The following is a 25,760-nucleotide window of genomic DNA, read 5'->3' on the forward strand; positions in this document are numbered from 1 at the left end:
GAGCAGTTTTTAGAAAATGGCAAACGGCAATCGATTTTTCCCGGCCCCGCGCCTCATCCTCGCCGCTTTGGTGGCGGGCGTGCTGGCCGGCGCGGTCGCGGTATATGTCAGCGAGAGCGGTTCTGGCAACAACGCGCCCGCTCAAGTCGCCGTTGACGACAGCAAGGACGATGCCGCCTGCGCCGCCAAGGCTGATCGCGCCAAGACGGTCGCGGCGGCTGCTACCGGGCAGGTTGCCGCACTCTTGCCGGCCGATCCGCCGCAATCGCTGAAAAGCCTTGCCTTCAACGACCCTGGCGGCAAGCCGATGACGCTCGCCGACCATGCCGGCAAGACGGTGCTGCTCAATCTGTGGGCGACATGGTGCGCGCCGTGCCGCGCCGAAATGCCGGCGCTCGACGCGCTGCAGAAAGAAATGGGCAGCGACGCCTTCGAGGTCGTCGCGGTCAATGTCGATGCCGGTGACGACACCAAGCCAAAAAAGTTCCTCGAGGAAACCGGCGTCGAGGCGCTCGGCTACTACCGCGATTCGACGATGGCGCTGTTCAACGATCTCAAGACACGCGGCCTGGCGCTCGGCCTGCCGGTGACCATGCTGATCGACGGTGAAGGCTGCCTGATCGCTCACATGAACGGCCCGGCCGAATGGTCGAGCCCGGACGCCAAGCGGCTGGTCGAGACGGCGCTCGGCAAGTCGGACTAATGCATGTCGCGCAAAGGTGCGCAGCGGTTTTGCGATAACGACATGCATCAAAACAAGAACCTAAAGCGCGTCGCAGGAATCCATTCAAACGCGACGCGCTTTAGGCGCCGGCGATCGTGCCGATCTCGGTCGCCTTGTTCGATCCGTAAGCCGGCTTGGCAAATTGCTTTCCATCAGCTCTCATTTCGAAACGTGCACCATTTTGAGGCCGAGATCGAGTTCATCGATCCGCAACAAAACCGTTGTCCAATTGTCACGAGCGGCACATATTGCCTTTGCGAGAGTGCCCTTTCGCCAATGACAAAACGGGAGATGAAACATGAAGTTCTTCGGCTTCGCGGCCGGTGTCGCCGCCACCATGACCCTGCTTTCCACCACCTCCGCCTTCGCCGTCACGCAGATCAGCTGGTGGCACGCCATGACCGGCGCCAACGCCGAGGTCGTCGACAAGATCTCAAAGGATTTCAACGCCAGTCAGAGCGACTATGAGCTGGTTCCGGTGTTCAAGGGCACCTATCCCGAGACGCTGAATGCCGGCATCGCCGCCTTCCGCGCCGGACAGGCGCCCGATATTCTCCAGGTGTTCGATGTCGGCACCGGCGTGATGATGGCGGCCGAGGGTGCGATCAAGCCGGTGACCGAGGTGATGACCGGTGCCGGGTTGACCTTCGACAAGAGCCAGTATCTGCCCGGCATCGTCGGCTATTATTCGAAGCCGGACGGCACCATGCTGTCCTTCCCCTACAACTCCTCCTCGCCGATCCTCTATTACAACAAGGACATCTTCCAGAAAGCGGGCCTCGACGTGAACAGCCCGCCCAAGACCTGGAACGAGGTGTGGGAAGCTGCCAAGAAGATCAAGACGAGCGGCGCCGCCTCATGCGGCTATACCTCGACCTGGCTGACCTGGATCCATCTGGAGAATTTCGCGGCGTGGAATGATGTGTCCTGGGCCACCCAGCAGAACGGTCTGGCCGGCGGTGATGTCGAACTCAAGATCAATGCGCCGATCTTCGTCAACCACTTCCAGGCGCTCGCAGACCTCGCCAAGGATGGCACCTTCAAATATGGCGGGCGCACCTCCGAAGCCAAGCAGATCTTCCTTGCCGGCGAATGCGGCATCTTCACCGAATCGTCAGGCGGTCTCGGCGACATCGTCAAATCCGGCATGAACTATGGCATCGGCCAGCTTCCCTACGACAGCGACGCCAAGGGCGCGCCGCAGAACACCACGCCGGGCGGTGCCAGCCTGTGGGTATTCGGCAACAAGTCCGACGAGCAATACAGGGGCGTCGCGGCCTTCTTCGCCTACTTGTCCAAGACCGATGTGCAGGAATATCTGCACCAGAAGTCGGGATACCTGCCGGTGACGCTCGCCGCCTACGAGGCGACCAAGAAATCAGGCTTCTATGAAAAGAACCCCGGCCGCGAGACACCCGTTCTGCAGATGACGGGCAAGGCGCCGACCGACAATTCGAAGGGCGTGCGCCTGCCGAATCTGCCGCAGGTGCGCGATATCCAGAACGAGGAGTTCGAGAAGATGCTGGCCGGCCAGCAAACCGCTCAGCAGGCGCTCGACAATGCGGTCACGCGCGGCAACGCCGCGATCAAGGAAGCGCTGGAGAACTGACGAGATTATCTCGGTTGGTCGATTGGAATATCGCCCACGCGAGCTCGCGTGGGCGACCCCTGGATAGCGAGGGAAAATCAGCCTGTCTCCACGCATCGTCTTTCCCAACAAGATCCTGCCCTTCCTGCTGGTGGCGCCACAACTCGCCATAACACTGGTTTTCTTCTACTGGCCGGCCGGTCAGGCGCTTTACCAGTCGATGCTCAGGCAAGACCCGTTCGGGCTGAGGACCAAGTTCGTCTGGTTCGCCAATTTCCGCAAGGTGCTGGCCGATCCGGCCTACCTCAACTCGATCAAGGTCACGGTGGTGTTTTCGCTTGCGACCGCGATCGTTGCCATGGGTGTGGCCCTCTTGCTTGCGGTCATGGCCGAGAAGGCAGTGCGCGGCAAAGGCCCCTACCGCACACTGTTGATATGGCCTTATGCCGTGGCGCCGGCGATTGCCGGCATGCTGTGGCTTTTTCTGTTCAATCCTTCGATCGGCTCGTTGGCCTATTTGCTGAGAAGCCTCGGCATCGCCTGGGATCCGCTGCTCAACGGCACCCACGCCATGATCCTGCTGGTATCGGCGGCTGCCTGGAAACAGATCAGCTACAATTTCCTGTTCTTCGTCGCCGGCCTGCAGGCGGTGCCGAAAACGCTGATCGAGGCGGCGGCCATGGATGGCGCCGGTGAGACCAAGCGCTTCTGGACCATCGTCTTCCCGCTGCTCGCGCCGACGACCTTTTTCCTGCTGGTCGTCAACACGGTCTATGCCCTGTTCGACACTTTCGGCATCGTTCATGCCGTCACCGGCGGCGGCCCGGGCAAGACGACCGAGACGCTTGTCTACAAGGTCTACAATGACGGCTTCGTCAATCTGATCCTGGGTGACTCGGCGGCGCAGTCGGTCATCCTGATGGCCATCGTCATTGCGCTCACAGCCATCCAGTTCCGCTACGTGGAACGCAAGGTCCATTACGGTTGAGGGCAGCGATGATCGGCCAATCCCCGCTCCGCACCTTCATCGCCCATGCCGTGCTCATCCTTGGCATATTGATCGTGGCTTTTCCGATCTACTACACCTTCGTTGCCTCGACACACACGCTGCAAACGATACTCAGGCCGCCGCTGCCGCTCTTGCCCGGCGGCCAGCTATGGAACAATTACAGCGAGGCGCTGTTCGGCGGCATTGGCCGCATCGGCGGCGTCAGCGTCGGCCAACTGCTCCTCAACACCACGATCATGGCGCTTGGCGTTGCGGTGGGAAAGATCTTCATCTCGATCCTGTCGGCCTATGCGATCGTGTTCTTCCGCTTTCCGCTGCGCATGACCTTCTTCTGGCTGATCTTCATCACCTTGATGCTTCCCGTGGAGGTGCGCATCCTGCCGACCTACAAGGTGATGGTCGATCTCGGCATGATCGACACCTATGCCGGCCTGATCATCCCGCTGATCGCCTCGGCCACCGCGACGCTGCTGTTCCGCCAGTTCTTCATGACCATACCGGGCGAATTGGTCGAGGCGGCGCGTGTCGACGGTGCCGGGCCATGGCGCTTCTTCTTCGATATCCTCTTGCCACTGTCGCGCACCAACATCGCGGCGCTGTTCGTGATCCTCTTCATCTATGGCTGGACGCAGTATCTCTGGCCGCTGCTCGTCACCAACAGCAACGATATGAACACCATCGTCATCGCGCTGAGAAAGATGGTTTCCTTCGCCGATGCCGACACCGAATGGCACCTGGTCATGGTCACGGCGATGCTGGCCATCGTGCCGCCGATCCTGGTGGTCGTGCTGATGCAACGCTGGTTCGTGCGCGGCCTGGTCGAATCCGAAAAGTGAGAAGCCGATGGCGACCGTCGATCTGAAGGACGTGAAGAAGGTCTATCCCGGCGGCGTCGAAGCCGTGAAGGGCGTCTCCATCGCCATTCCCGACAAGGAGCTTTGCGTGCTGGTCGGTCCATCCGGCTGCGGCAAGTCCACCCTGCTGAGGATGATCGCCGGGTTGGAGACCATTTCTGCCGGTACGGTCGCCATCGACGGCAAGGTGGTCAACGCTATCGGCCCGACCGAGCGCGACATCGCCATGGTGTTCCAGAACTATGCGCTCTACCCGCATATGAAGGTCTATGACAACATGGCCTATGGCCTGCGCAATCGCGGCACGCCGAAGGACGAGATCGACAGCAGGGTGCGCTCGACCGCCAAGGTGCTGGAGCTCTCGGCGTTGCTCGACCGGCGGCCGCGCGAGCTTTCTGGCGGGCAGCGCCAGCGTGTCGCCATGGGCCGCGCCATCGTGCGCAATCCGAAAGTCTTCCTGTTCGACGAGCCGCTGAGCAATCTCGATGCCAAATTGCGCGGCCAGATGCGGGTCGAGATCAAGAATTTGCAGCGCGCGCTCGGCGTCACCTCGGTCTATGTCACCCACGACCAGCTCGAGGCGATGACGCTGGCCGACGTCCTTGTTGTCATGAACGCCGGACTGGTCGAGCAAACGGGCGCACCGCTCGACATCTACGAGAAGCCGGCCTCGATCTTCGTCGCTTCCTTCATCGGTGCGCCGCCGATGAATCTGCTGGCGCTGACCGGAAGTTCCTCAGGCCCGATGCTGGCCGACGGCACGGCGATCGACTTTGCGGCCCCCGAAACACCAGCCGTGACGCTGGGGTTTCGCCCCGAAGATGCCGACGTCACCTTCAACGCGGAGGCGATGCCCGGTGCGCTCGTCCTGCCGGCGACGGTCGAGGCAGTCGAGCCGGTCGGTGCCGAAAGCTTTCTTCACTGCACGGCGGGCGGCAGCCGTATCGTCGTGCGCGTCTCAGGCCGAGCTACCGCCAAGCCCGGTGACCAGTTGCGCGTCGTGGCCAGGGCCGAAAAGCTGCACTGGTTCGATCAGGCTGGAAAGCGGGTCGATTGAAGCCAGCCTGTCGGCCTGACTGGCGAACTGCGCGAGACGCAAGACCGCTCAGGCAAATACATGCGCCTTTCCCGACACCGTCAGCCGGACGATCTCGCCAACCACCGGCGTGTCCATGCCCGGCTTGCGCAGGATCAATGGCGTGTTGCCGATCGCGGCTGCGTCCGGCGGATCGGGACTGTTCAAGAGCCGTACCGCGATGGTGCACATCGAGCCGGCGAATTCGGACTCCGTCACTTCGCCGAACAGCATGTCCGGCGTGCCCGACATGCCTTCACGCGAGGTCCGTTTCAGCAGCACCTGTTCCGGCCGCAGCATGATGCGGACGATATCGCGCCGCTCGGTGCTGTCGACAGCGATGCGGCCGAGCGGCGAGCTGGCGAAACCGTCCGCGATCTTTGCCGGCAGGATGATGGCATCGCCGAGGAATTCGGCGACCATCCTGTCCTTCGGTTTGAGATAGAGTTCGCGCGGCGTGCCGACCTGCGAAAATATGCCGTCGCGCATCACCGCGACCTGGCTGGCAAAGGACAGCGCCTCGGCCTGGTCGTGCGTGACCAGGATCGTGGTGATGCCTGCGGTCTCCAGAAGTTCGGCCACAGCCTTGCGCATCGAGGCGCGCAGACCGGTGTCGAGCGCCGAGAACGGTTCGTCGAGAAGCATCAGCCGCGGCTTCATGGCCATGGCGCGGGCCAGCGCCACACGCTGCTGCTGGCCGCCGGAGAGCTCGTGCGGCCGGCGTTTCAGGATCGCCTTGTCCAACCCGACGATATAGGCGAGCTCGACGATGCGCTCGGTGCGCTTGTCCTCGTGGCGTTCCATGCCGAAGCCGATATTGGCGGCGATGCTCAGATGCGGGAACAGGGCGCCGTCCTGCGCCACCACGCCGATGCCCCGCCGATATGCGGGCACGGCGGCGCCGCCATTGGCCAGCACCTCGCCGTCGAGCACGATGCGGCCCTGGTCCGGCGCCTCGAAGCCGGCGATCAGCCGCAGCAAGGTCGTCTTGCCGCAGCCGGACGGTCCGACGATCGCGGTGCGGCTGCCGCTGGTCACGCTGAGATCGACGCCGGCCAGTGCGGCCACCGGGCCGTAGTGCTTGTGCACATCGGTGAGTTCGAGGAAGCTCATCGTCCGGCCATCCGCTTCGACTGGACATAGAGCAGCCAGGTCAGCGGCAGCGACATCGCCACCATGATAAGGGCGTAAGGTGCGGCGGAGGCATAGTCGATCTCGCCGCTGTGCGCCCAGAACGCCATCGCCAGCGTCCGGGTGCCGTTGGGCGCCAGCATCTGCGTGGCGGTCAATTCGTTCATGATGCCGAGCGCCACCAGCGCCATGCCTGCCGCGGCACCCGGCGCCGACAGGCGGATCGTCGTCGACCACAGCGCCTTGAGCGGTGATCGGCCGAGACTGGCGGCGGCGCGTTCGAGCTCGACCGGCGCCTGCGCGATCGACGCCCGCAGGCTGATCAGGGCGCGCGGCAGGAACATCAGCGCATAGGCAACGAGGATCGTGAACAGGGTCTGGTAGAGCGGCAGAGCGATGCGCACGGTGATGGTGACCAGCGCCAGCGCCACGACGACGCCGGGCAGCGAGCCGACGATGTAGTTGCAACCCTCCAGGAGACGCTGCAGCGGTCCAGGCGCGCGGATCGAGATCCAGGCCATCGGCATGGCGGCGACCGTGGCGAGCAGGGCGCCGGCGAGCGCCAGGAACAGGGTCTGGCCGAGCGCCAGGCCAATCTCATCGAGGCGCCAGACATCGGCACCGCCGGCCACAAGCCAGCGGCTGATGGTGACGAACGGCACGCCCAGCGCCAGCAGGGTGATGACGACCGGCAGCAGCAGGCACGGGATCGTGGCGCGGCCGAGCCTTGTGCGTTGCTGCTGCCGCGCAGCGCCCGAGCCGACGCGGGCATAGCGCTCCTCGCCGCGCACCAGCACTTCGATCCCGAGCAGCACGAAACAGCATGTCACAAGCACCGCAGCCAGCATATTGGCGGCGGGGCCGTTGAAGGTCGATTGGAACTGGTCGACGATCGCCGTGGTGAAGGTGTCGAAGCGGATGAACACGTAGAGGCCGTATTCCGCCAGGAGATGCAGGCCGACCAGCAGCGAGCCGCCGCAGATGGCGAGCCTGAGCTGCGGCAGCACCACTCGCCGGAACACGCGCCACGGCCCGAGCCCGACGGCTGCCGCGGCGTCTTCGAGAGCAGGATCGAGCCGGCGTAAAGCTGCCGCCACCGGCAGATAGAGGAACGGGAAATAGGCGACAACGGAGACCAGAACGCCGGCCCACAGGCCGTGCAGTCCCGGCACCAGGGTTATCCAGGCGTAGCTGTGGACGAAGGCGGGGATGGCGAGCGGCGCCACCGACAGCCAGGCCCACAGGCGGGCGCCGGGAAGACTGCTGCGTTCGGTCAGCCAGGCCAGCGCCACCGAGAGCACGATGCAGATCGGTACGGCCAGCACCACCAAAAGCAGGGTGTTGACCAGCAGGTCGCCGACGCGCGGCCGGAACACCAGTGCCGATACAGTTTCCCAGCCAGTCTGCACGGCAATCCAGATGATGAAGGCGAGCGGCAGCAGGGAGAAAAGTGAGACCAGGATGGCGGCTAGCGAAATCCAGGATATGGGCCACCGGCGCGTCCATTGCCCAGCGACCATGCCGGTCGGCAAGCCTGAACGTGCAAGGTCGGCCGCAGACTGCATCAGCTCAGACGCCGCGCCGCTGCCGCCCGGTGGCGGAAACGGTCGAAGGGCCGCAAAAATGGCCAAAAACGCAGCTTGTCGTCATGGACGAATGCCACCTCGAAAAACAGAGCGCTCCTGCGGAAAGCGATTTCCCGCAGGAGCGCAGTCGGTTGCCCTTTTAGGACGAACGCCGACTAAAGCAAGCCGGCTGCCGTCATCAGATCGGTCACCTTCTTGGAGTTCAGCGTCGTCGCGTCGACCTTCGGCGCCTGCAGATCGGCCAGCGGCACCAGCGCCGGATTCGAATCCGCGCCCTTGCCGACGGCGTATTCGAAGGAATTGCCGGTCTTCAGCACGTCCTGACCACCCTTGCCGGTTACCCATTTCAGGAAGGCCTGGGCCTCCTTCGGGTGCTTGCTGGAGGCCAGCACGCCACCGCCGGAAACCGAGACGAACGCGCCCGGATCCTGGTTCTTGAAATAGTGGAGCCCGACGTTCTTGCTGTTCTCGCCGGTCTTGGCCTGGTCGCCGTAGTAGTAATAGTGATAGATCACGCCGCCTTCGACCTCGCCGGCATTGACCGCCTTCATCACCGTGCTGTTGCCTTTGTAGGCGGTGAAGTTCTCTTTCATTGCCTTCAGCCAGTCGGCCGTTGCGGCCTCACCCTTGAGCTGCACAAGGGCGCTGACGATCGCCTGGAAATCGGCGCCGGAGGGCGAAGCGGCCCAGCGTCCCTTCCAGCTCGGATCGGCGAGATCAAGCAGCGACTTGGGCAACTGCTCGGCGGTCAGCTTGGTCTTGTCGTAGACAAAGACGGTGCTGCGCGCGGCGATGCCCACCCACTTGCCGCTGGCCGGCTGGTACTCCTTGGGAACCTGTGCCTGCGTATCGGCATCGACCGGCGCGAACAGGCCGGCTGACTCGACCAGCACCATGGCGGGCGAGTTTTCAGTCAGGAACACGTCGGCAGGCGAGGCGGCGCCTTCGGCGACGATCTGGTTGGAGAAATCGCTGTCCCCGCCGTGGCGAACGGTGACCTTGATGCCGGTTTCCTTGGTGAAACCTTCAACCCAGGCATTGGTCAGGCTTTCGTGCTGGGCATTGTAGACGACGATGCCGCCGTCCTGGGCCATCGCCGGGCCGGCGACCAGGCTGATTGCAAGTGCTGTGGCACCGGCAAGGGCGGAAAGAGCATATTTCATGGACGTCATCCCTCTCGATCTCGATGGTCTTTGATTTAGCACGGCTGCACCTATCAATTCCTGACCGGTGTAGTCAACATTGATGAGCTGCGTAATCGGGCGCCGGAGGTGAAACCTTCGTGATATTCCCATATTTTGGCTTGGACATTATTTCGCCGGCCACGTAACAAATCAGCGCCGAGGCGCGAATATCGGGAGTGAACTCTTGTGACCGGCAAGGACGAAGCCGAGCTTTCCCGGCTGATGCGGGCCGCGATCGCGGGAGATGAAAAGGCTTACGCCGACTTTCTGCGCCGGACGGCTGCTCTCGTTCGAGGCTTTATCAGGCGCAAGATCGTTCAGGGCGGGGTCGATCCCGAGGATGTCGTGCAGGAAACCTTGCTGGCCATTCATGTGAAACGGCATACCTGGCGCCAGGATTTGGCTGTGCTGCCCTGGGTCTACGCCATAGCGCGTTTCAAGCTGATCGACGCCTTTCGGCGGCGCGGGCGGCGCATCGAGATCGAGATCGACGAGATCGCCGAGACCTTCGCCGAACCGGAGGCCGAGACGGTCAGCGAGCGCGACATCAATCGGGCGTTGGACGGCCTGCCGCCGGCGCAACGTTCCGTGGTTTCGTCGGTGTCGGTCGAAGGCCGTTCCATTGGCGAGACGGCAGCGAGGTTCGGCATCAGCGAGACGGCGGTGCGCGTGTCGCTGCATCGTGGGCTCGCAGCCATTGCCAAACGGTTCGGGGCCAAACAATTCGGGCGGGAATGACATGAGGACCGACGATCTCATCAAGGCGCTCGACGCCGATGCCCACAGCACGGCGATGCCGCTTGGCTCGGCCTGGTGGATAGGAGCCGGTGCGGCTACGGTGATCGCGGCGGTGGTTTTCTGGCTGGCGATCGGCCCACGCACCGACATCTCCACCGCCATGCATACGATGCGCTTCCTCGCCAAGTTTGTCTTCACGATGGCTCTGGCCGTCAGCGCCTTCGCCTTGATCCGCGCGCTGTCGACTCCCGGTGCATCGACGGGCGGGACGGCGGCCTGGATGATTGCCGCACCACTGCTGGTGGCCGTGGCGGTGGTTCTGGAGCTCCTTTCCGTGCCTGCAGCCGACTGGGGCAGGCGGCTGATCGGCAGCAATCTGGTCATCTGCCTGACATTTATTCCGCTGATCGGCATCGGTCCGCTTGCCGTCTTCCTAGCGGTGCTGCGCTATGGCGCGCCGACGCGGCCGGTGCTTGCCGGAACGGTGGCGGGCCTGCTCGCCGGTGGGCTGGCGGCAACTTTCTATGCCGCACACTGCTTCGACGACTCGCCGCTTTTCGTCGCCACCTGGTATACGATCGCTATTGCCATCCTCGCCGCGCTCGGCGCGCTCGGTGGGCGGCTTTTCGTGCGCTGGTAGCGACGGCCCGCGAGCGGAGACCGTGATGCTCTAACGTCAAAAGTCATTCATTCTGAACGACCTAGTTCGACCCGAAGGCGACCTTCGCGGCGTCGGGCCGGAAGGTCTGCACAGGAATCAACTCGCCTCCAATCTGAAAACCTTTGTCGCCTCGTGCCGGCCGCGCAATATATGCTCGCCGACAGGCTGCGCCGAGCATTCGGGTCCAGCAGATCGCAGTACGGCGTCGCTGACCAGAATGACCGCTTCGTCTTCGTCGGCCATGCCTTTTTTGGCGACATCCTCGATGCGTTGCGCGGTGTTCACGATATCTCCGACCAGCGTATAGTTGATGCGCCCTGAAGCCCCGATATTTCCCACCATCGCCGGGCCGGCGTGGATGCCTATCCGGATTCGCACGGGCGGCAGGCCAAGCCCGCGTCGACGCCGATTGTCCCCAACTATCGCCGCCGCGATCGCGATCGCTGCACGACAGGCCCGGGCGGAATGATCGAGCTGGATTTCTGGCGCCCCCCAAAATGCCATCAGCGAGTCGCCAATGTACTTGTCGATAGTGCCACCTTCCGCCTCAACGCAGGCGGCAAGCTGCTGGAAATGGTCATTGAGGAACGTCGCCGCATCGGACGCCGATAGCCGTTCGGCAAAGCTCGTGAAGTCGACAATGTCGGTGAACAGCACCGTGACTTCCCGCTCTACAAGTGCTGACGCCTGTTCGCCCTGCGCCATCAGCTGCTTGACTAGGCGTCGCGGCACATAGGTCTCGAACCAGTGCAAGGTCGCGATGAGCGCGTTGTAGGCTCGGATCGCCTCGTCCAGTTCGCGAAGATGACTGCCAGCGAGCGGGCGGGCAGAAGTGAGATCGAGCGTACGAATTGCAGACGTTGCGCGTGCCAGACGCAATATCGGCTTTCCAATCGCATAGCCGACCAGCCAAGCGCCAGCGACCGCCACAAGGACCGCCCCGAGCCCTAGCCAGGCCGCGTGTTCAAGTCTGCGGACTTCGCTGCCAATCTCGTCGAGCGGCAGGTAGCGGCCTACCACCCATGGCTGGTCGCTGTATCCTGTGATGTCGCGGTAAATGAAGACATAGGGGGCGCGATCAACGGTCACGACGTGGCTTTTCGAAGAACCTACGAAGGCGGCTGCGCCCAAATCGGGATTTGGACTCCAGATCGAGGCCAACACCGGATCCCCGATCTCGGTCACTTCCGGAAGGAGTTTATCGCGCTTGAACAGCTGAGGATTGTGCGCAAGTGCTGCATGAGCGAGGACGTGGTTGCGGCCGAGAAGAATGAACGCGCCGACGTCTGACCCGGCGGGCGATTCGGCGAGAAAACGTGACAGCTCCGAAACCGTAACCGCGGTTAATAAAATCCCGAGAAAGGAACCCTCATGCCACAGAGGGGTACGAACGTTGACGAGAGGCTGGTTCAACCGTTCACTCCACAGAAGCTCTTCCCAGACAGGGTGACCTGCGCGTCGCGCCATCTCGAACGCTTCGTCCAGGCCGGGCACGGTTTGCATGTCAATCTTTCGCAAAACGACATCGTCGCCATGGCGTTCGGCGCGCAATTGCTTCAAATCGGTGCGAATGACGGCTAGCGCGGCGACCTGTGGAATACCTGCGAGTGCCGCCCGAAGTTGGCCCAGTGAGGCAGCTTCATCTTGCGGGTCGAGATCGCCATCGCGGAAAAGCCTGGCCAGGAATTCGGACTGGTCGCGGGCTGGATCGAGGTGCAATCGAGTCCGTTCCACAATCGTGTCGATAATTCGCTCACTGCGGTCGCGGACGAGAGCGATAGTGTTCTGGCGGCCGCTTTCCAATGCGAGGATGAGCGCGGCTGCGGTCACTGCGATGATGACACCAAACGTGAAAGCCAGCGCAGCGCGTATCGAGACGCGGCGCGGATGCAACGACGATGCTTCCTCGCCGCTATTGGATCGAGCCCTTGTGACGCCTGCCGATCTCGTCCCGGGAAACAACTTCCCGGCCAGAACCATTCGCAATTTCGGACCGACAATGGGCATCCGGCGATCAGCGAGCCGCGAGCAAGAGAAAGGGCGGGCTGTAGTCCGGGACACAACCTCCCGTTAGGTCGCTCGCTTGATGGGTTGAAACGCTCAGCTTCAATTCTCAGTAGTGTCAGTAGTGGAGGTGCAGCACGATCGGCGCCTCCTCTTCCTTCGGGACGACCACGAACAAATTGTCATATGCACTTCGTTCGATCTTTACTTTCTCAGGATATCCGAGCGCCTTGAGAATCTCTGGAATGGTACTCCAATGCCCAACGACAAGCACCCTGTCTCTGCCGTTCTGTGAGCGAAGTAGACGGACCAAGCCGTCGCTGTCCTCATACGAATGAACACGAATTTCAAGTCCACGGGTTTTCGCGAGTGGCTCTGCCGTCTCAACGGTACGCGTGGCTTGCGTGGCATAGATAGCGGTAACGCCGGCGTCTTTTAGTCGCTCAGCCAGCATCTTTGCCCTTTGTCGTCCGGACTCCGACAGCGGGGTTTCGTCGAGAATCTCATCCAGGTTCAGTGTCGATGGCGGATCACTGTGCCGAACGATATAAATCACCTCCTGCGCACCGACTGGATGGGACAATACGAGGAAGCCAGCAGCTAAACCGACCAGAAAACGGATGGCCCTAGCTCCCATGACCGTTGCTCCCTGCGTCCGGCTCTCCCAGACGAAACTCCCAATGCTAACATGCAAGGCACGTTGCAGATAGCCAGTGGCTCCGCACGAGAAGGCGATAGGAGTGTTCGGCAGCCGCCCAGCAGGCGACAGCAATGGGCCAAAAACGGCCGTAGCGGACGGGTATGCTAAACGTCCGTTCATGGCGCGACCGCGTCCATTGACCAAGCTGCTGCCTGCGTCTGACAATCCTATAATCCCTCGAGCGAACGTGCGCGAGGCTCTATGTTCGTTCTAGGATTGTCTGCTCGCGTCGAGCGCTGTGGCTGCGGAGGGCGGCATGGGAGAAGAACCATGTCCAGCTGGAATAGAGGCCACCTTGTTGGTCAGAAGCCACCCCTCAAGCCGCGCGAAGTCTGGAGCATCCGAACACGACTGCAGTTGTCAGGCGCAGAACGGGATCTGGCACTATTCAATCTCGCCATCGACAGCAAGCTTCGAGGTTGCGACCTGGTCACCGTGACGGTTGGCGATGTCGCGCTCTCCGGTGCGTCCGCGATCGCGGTGATCGTTCAGAGGGAGACGGGGCGCCCGGTGCAGTTCGAGATCACGGAGCAGACCCGCGCCGCCGTCAACGCTTGGATAGCCCGTCGCGGCCTTAAAGGGACTTGCGCATGGGCGTTTGTCGCTACGCTATCGGCCTGCGTTGTGCTATACTTTTTTTTTGGCTTCTTTCGACGGGATGGAGATGTTCGCCCTGTCAACCTTGACGCGGAGAAGCATTGGCGTTGCTCTTGTCGGTTGCGCGTTCCTCGCGCCGGCTGCCATGGGAGCGGGAGATACTGAAGATGTCGCGATGGGAATCCGCCTTGCGGAATTGCTTCGCGCTGGGCGAAGCGTTGTCTCCAACTATCAGACACTAATCAACGATCCCGCACTTGGCGACAAGCACCTCGACAGCGAGCGGTTTGCGAGCGAGGCCATCGCCGTTTACTCAAAAAACACCGGCCAGGACCCGTTTTCCGGCGAATTGACCAATCGCGACCGGCGTCTGCTTGAGGCCCAGATTGGGGCTATGCGGGAGGTGGTGGACGAGCGCCAAGATGACATCAACCGCGCTGGGATCGGGTTCAAGGGCTTCGTGCCGGCCGTTTTCGCGCGTCTGTTGAATGAGAAATTCGCCGCCAAGGTTGGCAACGAAGCTCTGGTGCGCGTGACTGCGCCCGAGCAACTCGTGCGCAACCGCAAATCTCTTCCGGACGCTTGGGAAGCCAGCATCATCGTAAGCGTCTTTTCAGATCCGAAGAGAGCAAAAGGCGAAGCCTACACGGATGTGACCGAGGTGGAGGGACGCCCGGCATTTCGAATGCTCCTGCCCGAATACTATACGGAGTCGTGCCTTTCCTGCCACGGCGAGCCGAAGGGCGAGATCGACATAACTGGATATCCCAAGGAGGGCGGAAAAGCCGGCGATCTGGGGGGCGCAATCAGCATCGTCTTGTTCAAATGAGCGTCCTGGAACAGACACCCCACGAGGTGGAAGCCATACCGGCGCCGTCGAAATCCCTGGGACGTCGCCTTGCCAGTCTGCCGATCGCGGCCCGCGTAGCTGCACTGACAGCGGCCGGCCTCATTAGTCTCATCGTATCTTCCATCCTTCTCACGCAGGCGCTTTATCGCAGTGCCGACCGCACCGCAGACACTAAGGCATTGTTCGATCTCGCGGCGACTGCGGCTGCGGCGCACGTGACCTTTGGCGAATTGCGATACTGGCTCACCGATTTGTCGGTCAGCTTGCTAATGAACTCCCAGCGGAATGCCGAGCAGGCGCGTGAGCGACTGCTGGACCAACTGGACGGCCTTTCGAAATCATCCCCCGATGCAGTGAGGGAAATCCGTGTCGAGATCGATGACTACGTCAAAAGGGCACTAGAGGCGGCGGACAGCTATACTCAGGATAACCGCATCATTGGAAACGCTCTCCTGGCCGATGCGCGAACCCACAGCACGAATGTCGATGCCGCCCTTAACAAACTTGTCGAGCAAGTGAGCGCCGAGGCAGAAGCTGCTCGCAACGAGGCTGTAAGGCTAGCCCAGAAAACCGCGACTACCGCTGCCATTCTGGTGGTCATCGTGCTGCTGATTGGGTCGCTTCTTACAATACTTGTTCTTCGCTCGATCGTTGGCCCGTTACGGCGGCTGAACCGGGTCATCGGCGAACTGACGCAAGGACGCTACGATATTGAAATACCGATTGAGGGAGGCGACGAACTCGGCGCAATGTCGCGGACGCTTCGACTTTTTCGCGCGGGCGCGATTGAAAAGAAACGACTGGAAGACGAGGCGGAGCAGCAAAGACGGACGATCGCAGCGGCGCTTGAGGCAATTTCTGACGGATTTGTCCTATTCGATCCGCAGGACAGGGTCATCCTGGCCAACAGCAAATTTTGCGAATTCTTCCCTGACCATGCGCGAGCTTCTCTTCCTGGGCAAAGCTTCCAAGAAATCTTGGAGCAACGCCTGGCGGGCGGGCAAGTCGACCTTGCGGGCGCGTCGCCGGAGGAGTGGATTGCCCAGCGGTTACACATCCACAAGGACCCGGCGGGCTTCGTCGGTGAGGATCGCTTCGGCGACAGATGGGTTCGCGTAAGCAGGCGAAAAACGCCTGACGGCGGCGCGGTCGCCGTTTACACCGACATCACGGAATTGAAACAGAGACAAGACGAACTCGAGCGCGCCAAGAGCCGTGCTGAATCGACGAATGAAGCCAAGAGCCGCTTCGTCGCATCCGTCAGCCACGAACTGCGTACGCCACTGAACGCGATTATTGGCTACAGCGAGATGCTGATCGAAGATGCGAGCGACCAGCACATGGTGGAATTCGTTCCGGAACTGGAGAAGATCGCCGCGGCTGGTCGCCATCTCCTGGCGCTCATCAACGACATCCTCGACTTGTCGAAGATCGAGGCGAACAAGATGGAAATTTTCTTGGAAACGTTCGACGTCGCCGATTTGATGCGCGACGTCCAGGCCACAGTCGCGCCTCTGATGGCGAAAAACCGAAACGGTTTCGTACTGGACCTCCAGGACGACCTCGGGAAAATGCATTCGGACCAGACGAAGTTGCGTCAGAACCTGTTTAACCTGCTCAGCAACGCCGCCAAGTTTACCGAAGGGGGTCGTGTAACACTCTCGGTGCGTCGCGACAGGCGACCAAAGGGCGATTGGCTGATATTCAAAGTGTCCGACACCGGGATCGGGATGACGCCGGAGCAGCAGGAACGGCTCTTCGACGCTTTCACGCAGGCGGACGCATCCACCACTCGCAACTATGGCGGAACGGGGCTTGGCCTCAGCATAACCCGGAGTTTTAGCCGAATGATCGGAGGCGTTGTAAAGGTCGAGAGCGAACTCGGAAAAGGCTCGACCTTCACAATGGAGATTCCAGCCGAGTTCAAAAAAGAATCTAGCGAGCAACACCCCTCCGAAGCTGTGCCGTTGCCGCCACGAGACAAGGCGGTTCTGATCATAGATGATGAACCAGCCGCCCGAACCGTCATCGCCAGCGCCTTGGCGGAGGCGGGACTGGCATCGTTCGAAGCAGCAAGCGGCGAGGAAGGAATAGCCGCTGCTCGAGCGCATCGCCCCGCGGCGATCATTCTCGACATCATCATGCCGCATCAGGACGGCTGGTCAGTGCTGCGATCTCTTAAGAACGATAGGGAGCTTTGCGAGATTCCTGTGATCCTTGCGACGATACTTGCAGATCGCGAACTCGGCCTCTCACTCGGGGCGGTTGAATACCTGACGAAGCCGATCGACACCGAGAAGCTGATTCAAACAATTGAGGCTTGCGGCGGTGGCAACCGCGATGTGCTTGTAATTGATGACGACCAAGCCTCCCGCGATTTCCTTCGGCGTATCCTGATCAAGAAGGATTGGCGGGTTCACGAGGCAAGCGACGGCGTGCGCGGCCTTGGCCTGATGAAACGGTTGTTGCCGCGCCTGGTGGTGCTTGATCTGCTGATGCCCGAAATGGACGGGTTTCAGACATTGAGTGAGATGCAGCAGACGCCCCAACTGCAGAACATTCCGGTGGTCGTAGTTACCTCGAAAGATCTGTCGATGAACGAGCTCGAATGGCTCCGCGATAGGGCGGTTGCCGTTGTGACCAAGGGCGCGAACAGCAGGTCTCAATTGGTCAAGGCGCTCGAACGCCAGATTTCCGCGGCCGAGTAGGTTGGCCCGGCATCTCAGTTCGTTGACCCATCGTTAGAAGAGGCCGAAGATGACGAGAATCCTTCTGGTGGAAGACAACGAAATGAATCGCGACATGCTCTCGCGGCGGTTGTCGCGGCGTGGGTTCGAAGTGCTTATTGCGGAAAACGGACAATCCGGCGTGGAACTAACCATTTCGGAAAGACCGGATCTGATCCTTATGGATATGAGCCTGCCCGTGATGGACGGATGGGAGGCGACACGGCGGATCAAGGCTGATCCGGCCACCTCGGGGATCCCTATAATCGCGCTTTCTGCGCATGCTATGACCAGCGATCGGGAATTGGCGCTTGAGGCCGGCTGCGATGACTACGACAGCAAGCCGGTGGACCTGCCGAGGCTTGTCCAGAAAATCGAACAATTGCTTGCCGCAAATCCGTGAGCCGCCGAGTCGGCGGATTGGAGACATGACTGCCAACGAGTTCCAACGCCACGCAATAGCCGCCCATCTGGCGCAGACGCTTGCTGGACCAGCACGGGCAATCTCGGGATTTCAGGAACTGCTGCTAGAACAGGTGCAGAACCACGGTCTGGTGCACATCACTCCAGATATTGAGAGGGTCGGCGCCGCTGCCCGGCAATTGAACAGCCTCATCGACAGCTTGATCCATGGCAAAGCCGACTATCCGGACCATGCAGGGCGCGAGATCGAGGCGAAACTGCGCCACGATTTGCGAACACCACTCAACGCGATTATCGGCTACTCCGAAATGATCCTTGAAGAAGCCGAAGAATTGCACGAACACGCATTGGACGAAGATGTCAGGGTGATGCTCGCGGCTGCGGCCGAGCTGTTGGCGCATGTCGATGCAATTGCCGGCCTATCGCGCGCCAGCGACAACGAAGGGCTGTGGACGACGGATCAGGCAGAGATCGATGCAGCAGGGCTCGAAAGGGCGCTGGGCAAGACGGAGCGCGATGCATTCTCAGGACGCAACGGTAGAATACTTGTCGTCGACGACATCGGCAGTAACCGCGATCTTCTCTCGCGCCGCTTGCTGCACGACGGTCATCAGGTAGTCGCTGCCGAGTCAGGCCTGTCCGCGCTGACCCGCCTTGCGGAATATGAATTCGACCTTGTTCTGTTGGACATACTGATGCCGGACATGAACGGCATCGAGGTGCTCTCGCGATTGAAAGCTGAGCGCCGGTGGCGGCACATCCCGGTCATTATGATATCGGGGCTGAACGAAGTCGACGCCGTGGTCCGCTGCATCGAGGCGGGAGCCGACGACTACTTGCTTAAACCGTTCAATCCGGTCCTGCTGCGCGCCCGGATCAACTCCAGTCTGGAGAAGAAGCGTTGGCGCGACCGCGAGCACCAGTATCTTCAGCGGATCGAGGCGGAAAAGCGGCGGGCCGACTCGCTTCTACATGCCGTCCTGCCCGGTCAAATCGTTGCGCGGCTGCAAGGGGGCGAGGAGATCATTGCGGACCGGTTCGAGGAAGTGACCATCCTTTTTGCCGATATTGTCGGATTCTCGCCTATCGCAGCGAAATTGCCGGCATCCGACCTTATCAAGCGCCTCGACCGGATGTTCAGCATGTTCGACGCGCTGGCGGAGAAGCATTCCGTGGAGAAGATCAAGACAATCGGAGACGCGTATATGGCCGCTTGTGGTCTTCCGGAGCCGGCGGCCGATCACGCCGACAGGACCGTGGCGCTGGGAAAATCCATGCTGGACTCGTTGAGGCTCTTGGCGTCGGGCAGCGATAGTTTTCGCGTCCGAATCGGCGTACACACCGGACCGGTGATCGCCGGTCTGATCGGCCGACATCGGTTCGTCTATGATGTCTGGGGCGAAACCGTGAACATCGCAAGCCGGCTCGAGTCCCAGGGCGTAGCCGACCGCATGCAAATCTCGGAGGCAACCAGACGCGCTCTGCACGCCTCTTGGGAGCTAGAACCGCGCTGCACTGTGGAACTGAGAGGCGTCGGCACGATGGAAACCTATCTCGTTCGACACTGATGTCTGATTCCCTCAGGATATTCCGCAAAGCGACGCGTAAGCGAGTAGCGTACGGCACCGGCGTTGAGAGGCTATTACTACCATAGCAATCGCGAATCGAAGGGCAGATTAACCAGCGTCCGTGTCATCATCAGCATGATTGGGTTAGGCTCGGCGGACTTGGCTACGATCACCTGTCCCATCCATTTCGAATTTAGTTATGGGTTGCTGGCGAGACTGGAGGCCTATGTCGAGACGGGTATTCTATGCTTCCGCCGCATCTCCAAGCGGAAGTTCATCCATCTGTGATGGTCGAGAATAACGCCAGAGCTATCGCGACACAGTTCATCTCTGGGGTGCTGACCTACCGTGGCACCATACGGTCCGGAATCCGGAACGTGTCCGAGACGCGACCTCCATAGCGATGGCCGCGTAAGTCTGATTATGGCGCTCGTTGCGCGTTCCAATGAACGAGACGTACGACAGGAAACCACCCATCTCGGCCATTGGCGGCAGCCCGCTGATTGAGTTTTGACCCTAGAGCGGAATGCGTTTGGATTGAACCGGCATTCCGCTCTATCTCTTTGTTTTACCCGCATTTGTGCGACGCCAAGTGATTCCACTTGGCTGCAAAATGCTCGACGTGAAACGCTCTGCCGGGCTGGTCTAAGCCAAATCCATCGGGCTTCGGCGGTCGCGAGCAAACGGGCAAGGATCGGCCTGATGCGGTCTTCGATCCGCGGCCAAGAAGGTGTCGACAGGACAGAACAGCCGCATGGTCAGCGCGACCGCGCGCGATGTCGGTTGGCTCGTATCGCCGGTCAGCGCGTCGGAACGGGATGCTCGCCGCGATAGTCGTAGAAGCCGCGTCCGGTTTTGCGGCCGAGCCAGCCGGCCTCGACATATTTCACCAGCAGCGGGCAGGGGCGGTATTTCGAATCCGACAGGCCGTCATGCAGCACCTGCATGATCGACAGGCAGGTGTCGAGGCCGATGAAATCGGCAAGCTGCAGCGGTCCCATCGGATGGTTGGCGCCGAGCCGCATGGCGGTGTCGATCGCGTCGACCGAGCCGACCCCCTCATAGAGCGTGTAGATCGCCTCGTTGATCATCGGCAGCAGGATGCGGTTGACGATGAAGGCCGGAAAATCCTCCGAGACGGTGATCGTCTTGTCGAGATGGTTCACATAGGCCTTTGCCGCTTCGAAGGTCTGGTCTTCGGTGGCGATGCCGCGCACCAGTTCGACCAGCTTCATCACCGGAACCGGATTCATGAAATGGATGCCGATGAAACGCTCCGGCCTGTCGGTCTGCGCGGCGAGACGGGTGATCGAGATCGACGAGGTGTTCGTCGCCAGGATGGCTTCGGGATTGAGCTGCGGGCAGAGCTGGGCGTAGATCTTGCGCTTGACCGTCTCGTCCTCGGTCGCCGCTTCGATCACCAGATCGGCACCGGCAAGGTCGGCCATTGTGGGCGCTGCCGAAATGCGCGCCATCGCCTCGTTGCGCAGTTTTTCCTCGAGTTTGCCGGAGCCGACCTGGCGGGCCATGTTGCCGCTGATCGTGGCGATGCCCTTTTCGATGCGGTCGGGTGAGATGTCGTAGACCAGCACCTTGTAGCCCGCAAGCGCGGACACATGGGCGATGCCGCCGCCCATCTGGCCCGCGCCGATGATGCCGATCGTCTCGATCTTGTTCATTACACCGATCCCGTCAAAAGGCCTTTGCGGCCTGCTTTTTGTGCGGTGCAAACTAAAAGGGCGGGGCGACTTCGTCTACCCCGCCCTTCACAATTTAATACGCTTTGGCAGAAGGCGTCAAAGCGCCTTTTGCAGTTCCGGCAGAATGACGAAAAGGTCGCCGACGAGGCCGTAGTCGGCGACCTGGAAGATCGGCGCCTCCTCGTCCTTGTTGATGGCGACGATGACCTTCGAATCCTTCATGCCGGCAAGATGCTGGATGGCACCGGAGATGCCGACGGCGATGTAGAGATCGGGTGCCACCACCTTGCCGGTCTGGCCGACCTGCCAGTCGTTCGGCGCATAGCCGGCATCGACGGCGGCGCGCGAGGCGCCGACGGCCGCACCGAGCTTGTCGGCGATCGGCAGGATGACTTCCTGGAATTTCTCCGAGGAGCCCAGCGCGCGGCCGCCCGAGATGATGATCTTGGCCGATGTCAGCTCCGGACGGTCGGTCTCGGAAAGCTTGTTCTCGACGAAGCTCGACAGGCCGGGATTGGTCGCCGCCTGAACCGTCTCGACCGGGGCGGAACCGCCCTCGGGGGCGGCCTGAAATGAGGCGGTGCGCACGGTGATGACCTTCTTGGCGTCGCTCGACTGCACCGTCTGGATGGCATTGCCGGCATAGATCGGCCGCTTGAAGGTGTCTGATGACACCACTTCGATGATCTCCGACACCTGCGCGATGTCGAGCAGGGCTGCCACGCGCGGCGCGACATTCTTGCCTGATGAGGTCGCCGGCGCGATGATCGTGTCATAGGCACCGGCTATGCCGACGACGAGCGCCGCCAGCGGCTCGGCGAGGCGCTCGGTGAGTTCGTCGGCTTCGGCGAGCAGCACCTTGCTCACGCCCTTGAGCTTGGCGGCGGCGTCGGCTGCCGGCTTGGCGCCCTTGCCGGCGACCAGCACATGCACGTCCGAGCCGATCTGCAGTGCCGCCGAAAGCGCCTTGGCGGTCTGGTCGGAAAGCGTCGCATTGTCGTGTTCGGCAATCAGAAGAATTGTCATGTTCTTGTCTCCGTTTCCGATCGCTTATAGCACGCCGGCTTCGTTCTTGAGCTTGTCGATCAATTCGGCGACGCTCTTGACCTTGACGCCCGCCTTGCGGCCGCCCGGCTCCTCGGTCTTGATCACCTTCAGCCGCGGCTTGACGTCGGCGCCGTAGTCGGCCGGGCTCTTCTCGTCGAGCGGCTTCTTCTTGGCCTTCATGATGTTGGGCAGCGAGGCATAGCGCGGTTGGTTGAGGCGAAGATCCGCGGTTACAATTGCCGGCATCTTCAGCTCCACCGTCTGCAGGCCGCCGTCGACCTCGCGCGTCACCTTGGCCTTGTCGCCATCGATAACCACCTTGGAAGCAAAAGTGCCTTGCGCCCAGCCCAGAAGTGCGGCCAGCATCTGGCCGGTCTGGTTCGAATCGTCGTCGATCGCCTGCTTGCCGAGAATGACAAGACCGGGCTTTTCCGCCTCGACCACGCCCTTCAGCACCTTGGCGACACCCAGCGGCTCCGTCTGCTCGTCGGTCTTGACCAGGATGGCGCGATCGGCACCCATGGCGAGCGCGGTGCGCAAGGTCTCCTGCGCCTGCTGCGGCCCGATCGAGACAACGATGATCTCTTCCGCCTTGCCGGCCTCCTTCAGCCGGATCGCCTCTTCGACCGCGATCTCGTCGAACGGGTTCATCGCCATCTTGACGTTGGCGAGTTCCACCGCCGAACCGTCAGCCTTCACACGAACCTTCACATTCGCATCCACAACCCGCTTCACGGGCACAAGGATCTTCATTTGCCTGTCACCTCTTTCACGATAGCCACCTCTTTCAAGATAGTCGGGCGCGCTATAGCAGTGTGCGCCTCTTCAGAGTTGTCGAAAGCCGACATTCCGGACGGAATTCTAGTCTCCGACCGCCTAAAGCGCGTCGCGTTTGACCGGCCACACGCGACGCGCTTTAGGTTGTTGTTTTATGCATGTCGTTATCGCAAAACCGCTGCACACTTTTGCGCGACATGCATTGTGGGAAAGCTTCCGTAGTTGCGGCGACCCCGCACGTCAATATCCGGAGCGCGCCCAAATCATCCGCGACGCACTCAAATCGGTTCAGTCCGGACTGGAGGCGCTTCCCCGTCCCCAGCGCGGCGCCGGCTGCGCTAGCGGGTCGCTTGCCGTGGGTTCTGCAGCAGCGGGTGCCGGGCCGACGACCAGCGCGGTCTCTTCCTCAGCACCGGCAAGCAGTGGTACGGCGCGATTGCGCAAGATGAGCACCAGCACGGCCCCGGCGATGATGCCGCCGACATGGCAGGCCCAGGAAATCTGATCCTCGCCACCGGCGGCGAACATCACGATCTGGAACAGGATCCACAGGATGAGCGGGATGAAGGCCGGGATGCGCAACGGGATGCGGGCGAAGGCCAGCACCCATACCTTCACCCTGGGGTAGAGGATCAGATAGGCGGCGACCACGCCGGCGATGGCGCCTGAGGCGCCGATCAGCGGAACCTGCGAGTCCCACGCGATCAGGCCTTGGAAGAAGGCGCCGGCGATGGCGCATAGCAGGTAGAAGATGAGAAAGCGGACATGACCGAGCGCGTCCTCGACATTGTCGCCGAACACCCAGAGGAACAGCATGTTGCCGCCGAGGTGGAAAATATCGGCGTGCAGGAAGGAATAGGTGACGTAGCTCAGGCTCTCCGGGATGACGACAAACTGCGGAGCCAGTTCGACGCTGTCGTGGACGACCGACGGGATGAAGCCGAGGCCCAGCACGGCGGCGTTGGTGAACTGCTCGCCGCCAAGCGCGGTGGCGAAGTAGATGAGCGTGTTGAACGCGATCAGGCCAATCGTCACATATTGCAGCTTGATGTGGCGCAGCCGGTTGGTGTCATAAAGCGGGATGAACATCGGACCCCCTCCCGCCTCGGCAGATTCAGCGGTTCTTGCCGGGAACCCATAGCACGTCGGCGTTTCCATTGTCATTGACCGCGCGTGCGGCGACGAACAGAAAGTCCGACACGCGGTTGATGTATCTTATGGCCTCGCGGTTGACATGCTCGCCTGGATCCTGCGTCAGAGCCACCATGATGCGCTCTGCCCGCCGTGCTACCGTGCGGGCGAGGTGAAGGGCCGCCGCCGCCGGCGTGCCGCCATTGAGCACGAAGGATTTGAGCGGTTGCAGATCCTTGTTGAGCAGGTCGATGTCCTTTTCGACACGGTCGGTCTGCACGGCGGTGATGCGCAGCGGCTCACAGCCGAGCGGCTTGCCGTCATCCGGCACGGCCAGATCGGCGCCGAGGTCGAAAAGGTCGTTCTGGATGCGGCCGAGCATCGCATCGATCGCCGGATATTTTGCTGCGGTGTGGATGCGGGCCATGCCGATGCAGGCATTGGCTTCGTCGATCGTGCCATAGGCGTCGATGCGCAGATCGGACTTCAGCCGCCGTTCACCGGTGCCGAGGCCGGTGGTGCCGTCGTCGCCGGTGCGGGTGTAGATCTTGTTGAGCTTGACCACGCTCTGCCTCCCGAACTCGCCACCTCGTCACTTGCGGGTGAAATACACCGCCAGCATGATCAGCACCAATGCCACGAACTGCAGCAGCACGCGCGTCTGCATCAGCTTGTTGGAGGTCATGCCGGAGCCGCCGCGCATCATGTTGATGAGGCCGCGGATCAGCACGATCACCACGGCGACCATGACGAGGACAGCGAGGATATTGAAGACGGTTGCCATAGTGTGTTTCCAGTCGATTGCGTTCAGGCGCGTTTGGCAAGCAGGCGGTAGAGCATTGATGCCGGCAGGATGCGTTTGAAGATAACGCCGATCCTGGCCGGCACCGTTACCACATAATGCGGACGCGGGCGCCGCGACAGAAGCGCATGGCGCAAGGCCGTATGAACCACTTCCGGCCCAGGCTTCAGCCGTGACGTGGTGCCGCCGGCCTGCAGCCGTTGCAGCTGCGCCTCGTAGGCGCGGCGGTGGACGGAATTCTCACGGTCGATATTCCTGAGAAACCACACAAGGCCGTTGCTGGCGATCTTCGATGTGACCGGCCCCGGCTCGATCAGCGAGACATGGATGCCGCTGCCCTGAAGTTCCTGATGCATGCACAGCATCAGCCCTTCGATCGCGTGCTTCGACGCCGAATAGGCGCCGCGAAAGGGCAGCGGCGCGAGGCCGAGGATCGAGGAGCAATGGACGAGACGGCCATGGCCCTGGCGCCGCATTACCGGCACGACACGGCGGGTGAGGTCATGCCAGCCGAAGACATTCGCCTCGAATTGCTCCCTGAGTGCTGCCACCGGCAGGTCCTCGACGGCGCCGGGCTGTGCATAAGCGCCGTTGTTGAACAGGGCATCGAGCCGTCCGCTCGTCCGCTCCAGCACCGACGCCACCAGCGTCTCGATGGATCCAGGTTCACGATAATCCAGATAGAAAGCCTCGATACCATCGGCCTCGAGGGCGGCGATATCCTCCGGCTTGCGTGCCGTCGCGAACACCCGCCAGCCTTCCGCCTTCAGCGCCCGGGTGCAATAGGCGCCTATCCCGGAAGAAGCTCCGGTGACGATGATGGTGCGCAACTCTTCTCCAGGAGGAGGCGTGCTTTGACCTAGGCTTGCCATTTGCCGCAATCCC

The 25,760-nt window shown here is 61.5% G+C and carries 23 protein-coding genes and 1 pseudogene; 12 read left to right on the forward strand and 12 right to left on the reverse strand.

The features are described 5' to 3' along the window. The first annotated feature begins 16 nt into the window (after nucleotides 1-16). From tlpA to AC0L14_RS26290, 5 genes are all read left to right on the forward strand, one after another. Nucleotides 17-703: a thiol:disulfide interchange protein TlpA gene (gene tlpA / locus AC0L14_RS26270; protein ID WP_473751225.1), complete on the forward strand. Its 687-nt coding sequence runs from the start codon at nucleotides 17-19 to the stop codon at nucleotides 701-703. Between the two features lie 319 nt (nucleotides 704-1,022). Beyond that, a complete protein-coding gene (gene ugpB, locus AC0L14_RS26275) occupies nucleotides 1,023-2,333 on the forward strand; it encodes a sn-glycerol-3-phosphate ABC transporter substrate-binding protein UgpB (protein WP_473751226.1) in 1,311 nt (436 codons plus the stop codon). Between the two features lie 82 nt (nucleotides 2,334-2,415). Further along, entirely contained in the window at nucleotides 2,416-3,300 is an 885-nt protein-coding gene (gene ugpA, locus AC0L14_RS26280; protein ID WP_473529491.1) for a sn-glycerol-3-phosphate ABC transporter permease UgpA, read from the forward strand. Nucleotides 3,301-3,308: 8 nt separating this feature from the next. Further along, nucleotides 3,309-4,157 (forward strand): sn-glycerol-3-phosphate ABC transporter permease UgpE, encoded by an 849-nt coding sequence (gene ugpE / locus AC0L14_RS26285; protein ID WP_473529487.1) that lies wholly within the window; start codon nucleotides 3,309-3,311, stop codon nucleotides 4,155-4,157. 7 nt (nucleotides 4,158-4,164) lie between these two features. Next, the gene (locus tag AC0L14_RS26290) at nucleotides 4,165-5,232 is read left to right on the forward strand and encodes a sn-glycerol-3-phosphate import ATP-binding protein UgpC (protein WP_473751227.1); all 1,068 of its coding nucleotides are present in this window, start codon (nucleotides 4,165-4,167) and stop codon (nucleotides 5,230-5,232) included. 48 nt (nucleotides 5,233-5,280) lie between these two features. Here the strand turns inward: AC0L14_RS26290 and AC0L14_RS26295 are convergent, their stop codons facing one another. The 3 genes from AC0L14_RS26295 to AC0L14_RS26305 form a co-directional block, all read right to left on the reverse strand. Then, nucleotides 5,281-6,363 carry an ABC transporter ATP-binding protein gene (locus tag AC0L14_RS26295; RefSeq protein ID WP_473529485.1) on the reverse strand — a complete coding sequence of 361 codons (1,083 nt, stop codon included), beginning with the start codon at nucleotides 6,361-6,363 and terminating at the stop codon, nucleotides 5,281-5,283. Then, nucleotides 6,360-7,946 (reverse strand): ABC transporter permease, encoded by a 1,587-nt coding sequence (locus tag AC0L14_RS26300; RefSeq protein ID WP_473751229.1) that lies wholly within the window; start codon nucleotides 7,944-7,946, stop codon nucleotides 6,360-6,362. Before AC0L14_RS26300 ends, AC0L14_RS26295 begins: the two co-directional genes overlap by 4 nt. A gap of 176 nt (nucleotides 7,947-8,122) precedes the next feature. Next, on the reverse strand, nucleotides 8,123-9,130 hold the full coding sequence (locus tag AC0L14_RS26305) for an iron ABC transporter substrate-binding protein (protein WP_473529483.1): 1,008 nt from the start codon (nucleotides 9,128-9,130) through the stop codon (nucleotides 8,123-8,125). A gap of 207 nt (nucleotides 9,131-9,337) precedes the next feature. On the opposite strand from AC0L14_RS26305, the gene AC0L14_RS26310 reads away from it, so the two are divergent. Both AC0L14_RS26310 and AC0L14_RS26315 read left to right on the forward strand, forming a co-directional pair. Further along, nucleotides 9,338-9,889 (forward strand): sigma-70 family RNA polymerase sigma factor, encoded by a 552-nt coding sequence (locus AC0L14_RS26310; protein WP_473529482.1) that lies wholly within the window; start codon nucleotides 9,338-9,340, stop codon nucleotides 9,887-9,889. Nucleotide 9,890: 1 nt separating this feature from the next. Continuing rightward, on the forward strand, nucleotides 9,891-10,529 hold the full coding sequence (locus AC0L14_RS26315) for an NrsF family protein (RefSeq protein ID WP_473751230.1): 639 nt from the start codon (nucleotides 9,891-9,893) through the stop codon (nucleotides 10,527-10,529). Nucleotides 10,530-10,646: 117 nt separating this feature from the next. On the opposite strand, the gene AC0L14_RS26320 is transcribed toward AC0L14_RS26315, so the two are convergent. Together AC0L14_RS26320 and AC0L14_RS26325 are read right to left on the reverse strand one after the other, a co-directional pair. Then, nucleotides 10,647-12,380 carry an adenylate/guanylate cyclase domain-containing protein gene (locus AC0L14_RS26320; protein WP_473751231.1) on the reverse strand — a complete coding sequence of 578 codons (1,734 nt, stop codon included), beginning with the start codon at nucleotides 12,378-12,380 and terminating at the stop codon, nucleotides 10,647-10,649. 292 nt (nucleotides 12,381-12,672) lie between these two features. Further along, nucleotides 12,673-13,191 carry a SixA phosphatase family protein gene (locus tag AC0L14_RS26325; protein WP_473751232.1) on the reverse strand — a complete coding sequence of 173 codons (519 nt, stop codon included), beginning with the start codon at nucleotides 13,189-13,191 and terminating at the stop codon, nucleotides 12,673-12,675. Nucleotides 13,192-13,524: 333 nt separating this feature from the next. On the opposite strand from AC0L14_RS26325, the pseudogene AC0L14_RS26330 reads away from it, so the two are divergent. From AC0L14_RS26330 to AC0L14_RS26350, 5 genes and pseudogenes are all read left to right on the forward strand, one after another. Further along, nucleotides 13,525-13,830, forward strand: a pseudogene (locus AC0L14_RS26330) (site-specific integrase); the annotation flags it as partial. Between the two features lie 88 nt (nucleotides 13,831-13,918). After that, a complete protein-coding gene (locus tag AC0L14_RS26335; RefSeq protein WP_473529477.1) occupies nucleotides 13,919-14,680 on the forward strand; it encodes a Tll0287-like domain-containing protein in 762 nt (253 codons plus the stop codon). After that, nucleotides 14,677-17,409 (forward strand): hybrid sensor histidine kinase/response regulator, encoded by a 2,733-nt coding sequence (locus AC0L14_RS26340; RefSeq protein ID WP_473751233.1) that lies wholly within the window; start codon nucleotides 14,677-14,679, stop codon nucleotides 17,407-17,409. Before AC0L14_RS26335 ends, AC0L14_RS26340 begins: the two co-directional genes overlap by 4 nt. 49 nt (nucleotides 17,410-17,458) lie before the next feature. Further along, nucleotides 17,459-17,830, forward strand: a complete 372-nt coding sequence (locus AC0L14_RS26345; RefSeq protein ID WP_031255744.1) for a response regulator — start codon at nucleotides 17,459-17,461, stop codon at nucleotides 17,828-17,830. Between the two features lie 25 nt (nucleotides 17,831-17,855). Further along, nucleotides 17,856-19,418, forward strand: a complete 1,563-nt coding sequence (locus AC0L14_RS26350) for an adenylate/guanylate cyclase domain-containing protein (protein WP_473751234.1) — start codon at nucleotides 17,856-17,858, stop codon at nucleotides 19,416-19,418. Between the two features lie 800 nt (nucleotides 19,419-20,218). On the opposite strand, the gene AC0L14_RS26355 is transcribed toward AC0L14_RS26350, so the two are convergent. From AC0L14_RS26355 to AC0L14_RS26385, 7 genes are all read right to left on the reverse strand, one after another. After that, nucleotides 20,219-21,097 (reverse strand): 3-hydroxybutyryl-CoA dehydrogenase, encoded by an 879-nt coding sequence (locus AC0L14_RS26355; protein ID WP_292192597.1) that lies wholly within the window; start codon nucleotides 21,095-21,097, stop codon nucleotides 20,219-20,221. Nucleotides 21,098-21,214: 117 nt separating this feature from the next. After that, nucleotides 21,215-22,144: an electron transfer flavoprotein subunit alpha/FixB family protein gene (locus AC0L14_RS26360; protein ID WP_473751235.1), complete on the reverse strand. Its 930-nt coding sequence runs from the start codon at nucleotides 22,142-22,144 to the stop codon at nucleotides 21,215-21,217. A gap of 24 nt (nucleotides 22,145-22,168) precedes the next feature. After that, on the reverse strand, nucleotides 22,169-22,918 hold the full coding sequence (locus AC0L14_RS26365; RefSeq protein ID WP_127248531.1) for an electron transfer flavoprotein subunit beta/FixA family protein: 750 nt from the start codon (nucleotides 22,916-22,918) through the stop codon (nucleotides 22,169-22,171). A gap of 312 nt (nucleotides 22,919-23,230) precedes the next feature. Continuing rightward, a complete protein-coding gene (locus AC0L14_RS26370) occupies nucleotides 23,231-24,031 on the reverse strand; it encodes a rhomboid family intramembrane serine protease (protein WP_473751236.1) in 801 nt (266 codons plus the stop codon). Between the two features lie 25 nt (nucleotides 24,032-24,056). Next, nucleotides 24,057-24,638, reverse strand: a complete 582-nt coding sequence (locus tag AC0L14_RS26375; RefSeq protein WP_473751237.1) for a cob(I)yrinic acid a,c-diamide adenosyltransferase — start codon at nucleotides 24,636-24,638, stop codon at nucleotides 24,057-24,059. Between the two features lie 27 nt (nucleotides 24,639-24,665). Further along, nucleotides 24,666-24,857, reverse strand: a complete 192-nt coding sequence (locus AC0L14_RS26380) for a twin transmembrane helix small protein (protein ID WP_023797244.1) — start codon at nucleotides 24,855-24,857, stop codon at nucleotides 24,666-24,668. A gap of 23 nt (nucleotides 24,858-24,880) precedes the next feature. Beyond that, complete coding sequence (locus AC0L14_RS26385; protein ID WP_473751238.1) at nucleotides 24,881-25,747, reverse strand: SDR family oxidoreductase; 867 nt, start codon at nucleotides 25,745-25,747, stop codon at nucleotides 24,881-24,883. Nucleotides 25,748-25,760 lie beyond the last annotated feature (13 nt).

It is taken from the genome of Mesorhizobium sp. WSM4841, from assembly GCF_055811515.1.

Excerpts from the sequence above, each read along its gene's own strand:
- tlpA (WP_473751225.1), top strand. The coding sequence starts at position 17 with ATGGCAAACGGCAATCGATTTTTCCCGGCCCCGCGCCTCATCCTCGCC.
- ugpB (WP_473751226.1), top strand. The coding sequence starts at position 1,023 with ATGAAGTTCTTCGGCTTCGCGGCCGGTGTCGCCGCCACCATGACCCTG.
- ugpE (WP_473529487.1), top strand. The coding sequence starts at position 3,309 with ATGATCGGCCAATCCCCGCTCCGCACCTTCATCGCCCATGCCGTGCTC.
- AC0L14_RS26290 (WP_473751227.1), top strand. The coding sequence starts at position 4,165 with ATGGCGACCGTCGATCTGAAGGACGTGAAGAAGGTCTATCCCGGCGGC.
- AC0L14_RS26295 (WP_473529485.1), bottom strand. The coding sequence starts at position 6,363 with ATGAGCTTCCTCGAACTCACCGATGTGCACAAGCACTACGGCCCGGTG.
- AC0L14_RS26300 (WP_473751229.1), bottom strand. The coding sequence starts at position 7,946 with ATGCAGTCTGCGGCCGACCTTGCACGTTCAGGCTTGCCGACCGGCATG.
- AC0L14_RS26305 (WP_473529483.1), bottom strand. The coding sequence starts at position 9,130 with ATGAAATATGCTCTTTCCGCCCTTGCCGGTGCCACAGCACTTGCAATC.
- AC0L14_RS26315 (WP_473751230.1), top strand. The coding sequence starts at position 9,891 with ATGAGGACCGACGATCTCATCAAGGCGCTCGACGCCGATGCCCACAGC.
- AC0L14_RS26325 (WP_473751232.1), bottom strand. The coding sequence starts at position 13,191 with ATGGGAGCTAGGGCCATCCGTTTTCTGGTCGGTTTAGCTGCTGGCTTC.
- AC0L14_RS26335 (WP_473529477.1), top strand. The coding sequence starts at position 13,919 with ATGTTCGCCCTGTCAACCTTGACGCGGAGAAGCATTGGCGTTGCTCTT.
- AC0L14_RS26340 (WP_473751233.1), top strand. The coding sequence starts at position 14,677 with ATGAGCGTCCTGGAACAGACACCCCACGAGGTGGAAGCCATACCGGCG.
- AC0L14_RS26345 (WP_031255744.1), top strand. The coding sequence starts at position 17,459 with ATGACGAGAATCCTTCTGGTGGAAGACAACGAAATGAATCGCGACATG.
- AC0L14_RS26350 (WP_473751234.1), top strand. The coding sequence starts at position 17,856 with ATGACTGCCAACGAGTTCCAACGCCACGCAATAGCCGCCCATCTGGCG.
- AC0L14_RS26355 (WP_292192597.1), bottom strand. The coding sequence starts at position 21,097 with ATGAACAAGATCGAGACGATCGGCATCATCGGCGCGGGCCAGATGGGC.
- AC0L14_RS26360 (WP_473751235.1), bottom strand. The coding sequence starts at position 22,144 with ATGACAATTCTTCTGATTGCCGAACACGACAATGCGACGCTTTCCGAC.
- AC0L14_RS26365 (WP_127248531.1), bottom strand. The coding sequence starts at position 22,918 with ATGAAGATCCTTGTGCCCGTGAAGCGGGTTGTGGATGCGAATGTGAAG.
- AC0L14_RS26370 (WP_473751236.1), bottom strand. The coding sequence starts at position 24,031 with ATGTTCATCCCGCTTTATGACACCAACCGGCTGCGCCACATCAAGCTG.
- AC0L14_RS26380 (WP_023797244.1), bottom strand. The coding sequence starts at position 24,857 with ATGGCAACCGTCTTCAATATCCTCGCTGTCCTCGTCATGGTCGCCGTG.
- AC0L14_RS26385 (WP_473751238.1), bottom strand. The coding sequence starts at position 25,747 with ATGGCAAGCCTAGGTCAAAGCACGCCTCCTCCTGGAGAAGAGTTGCGC.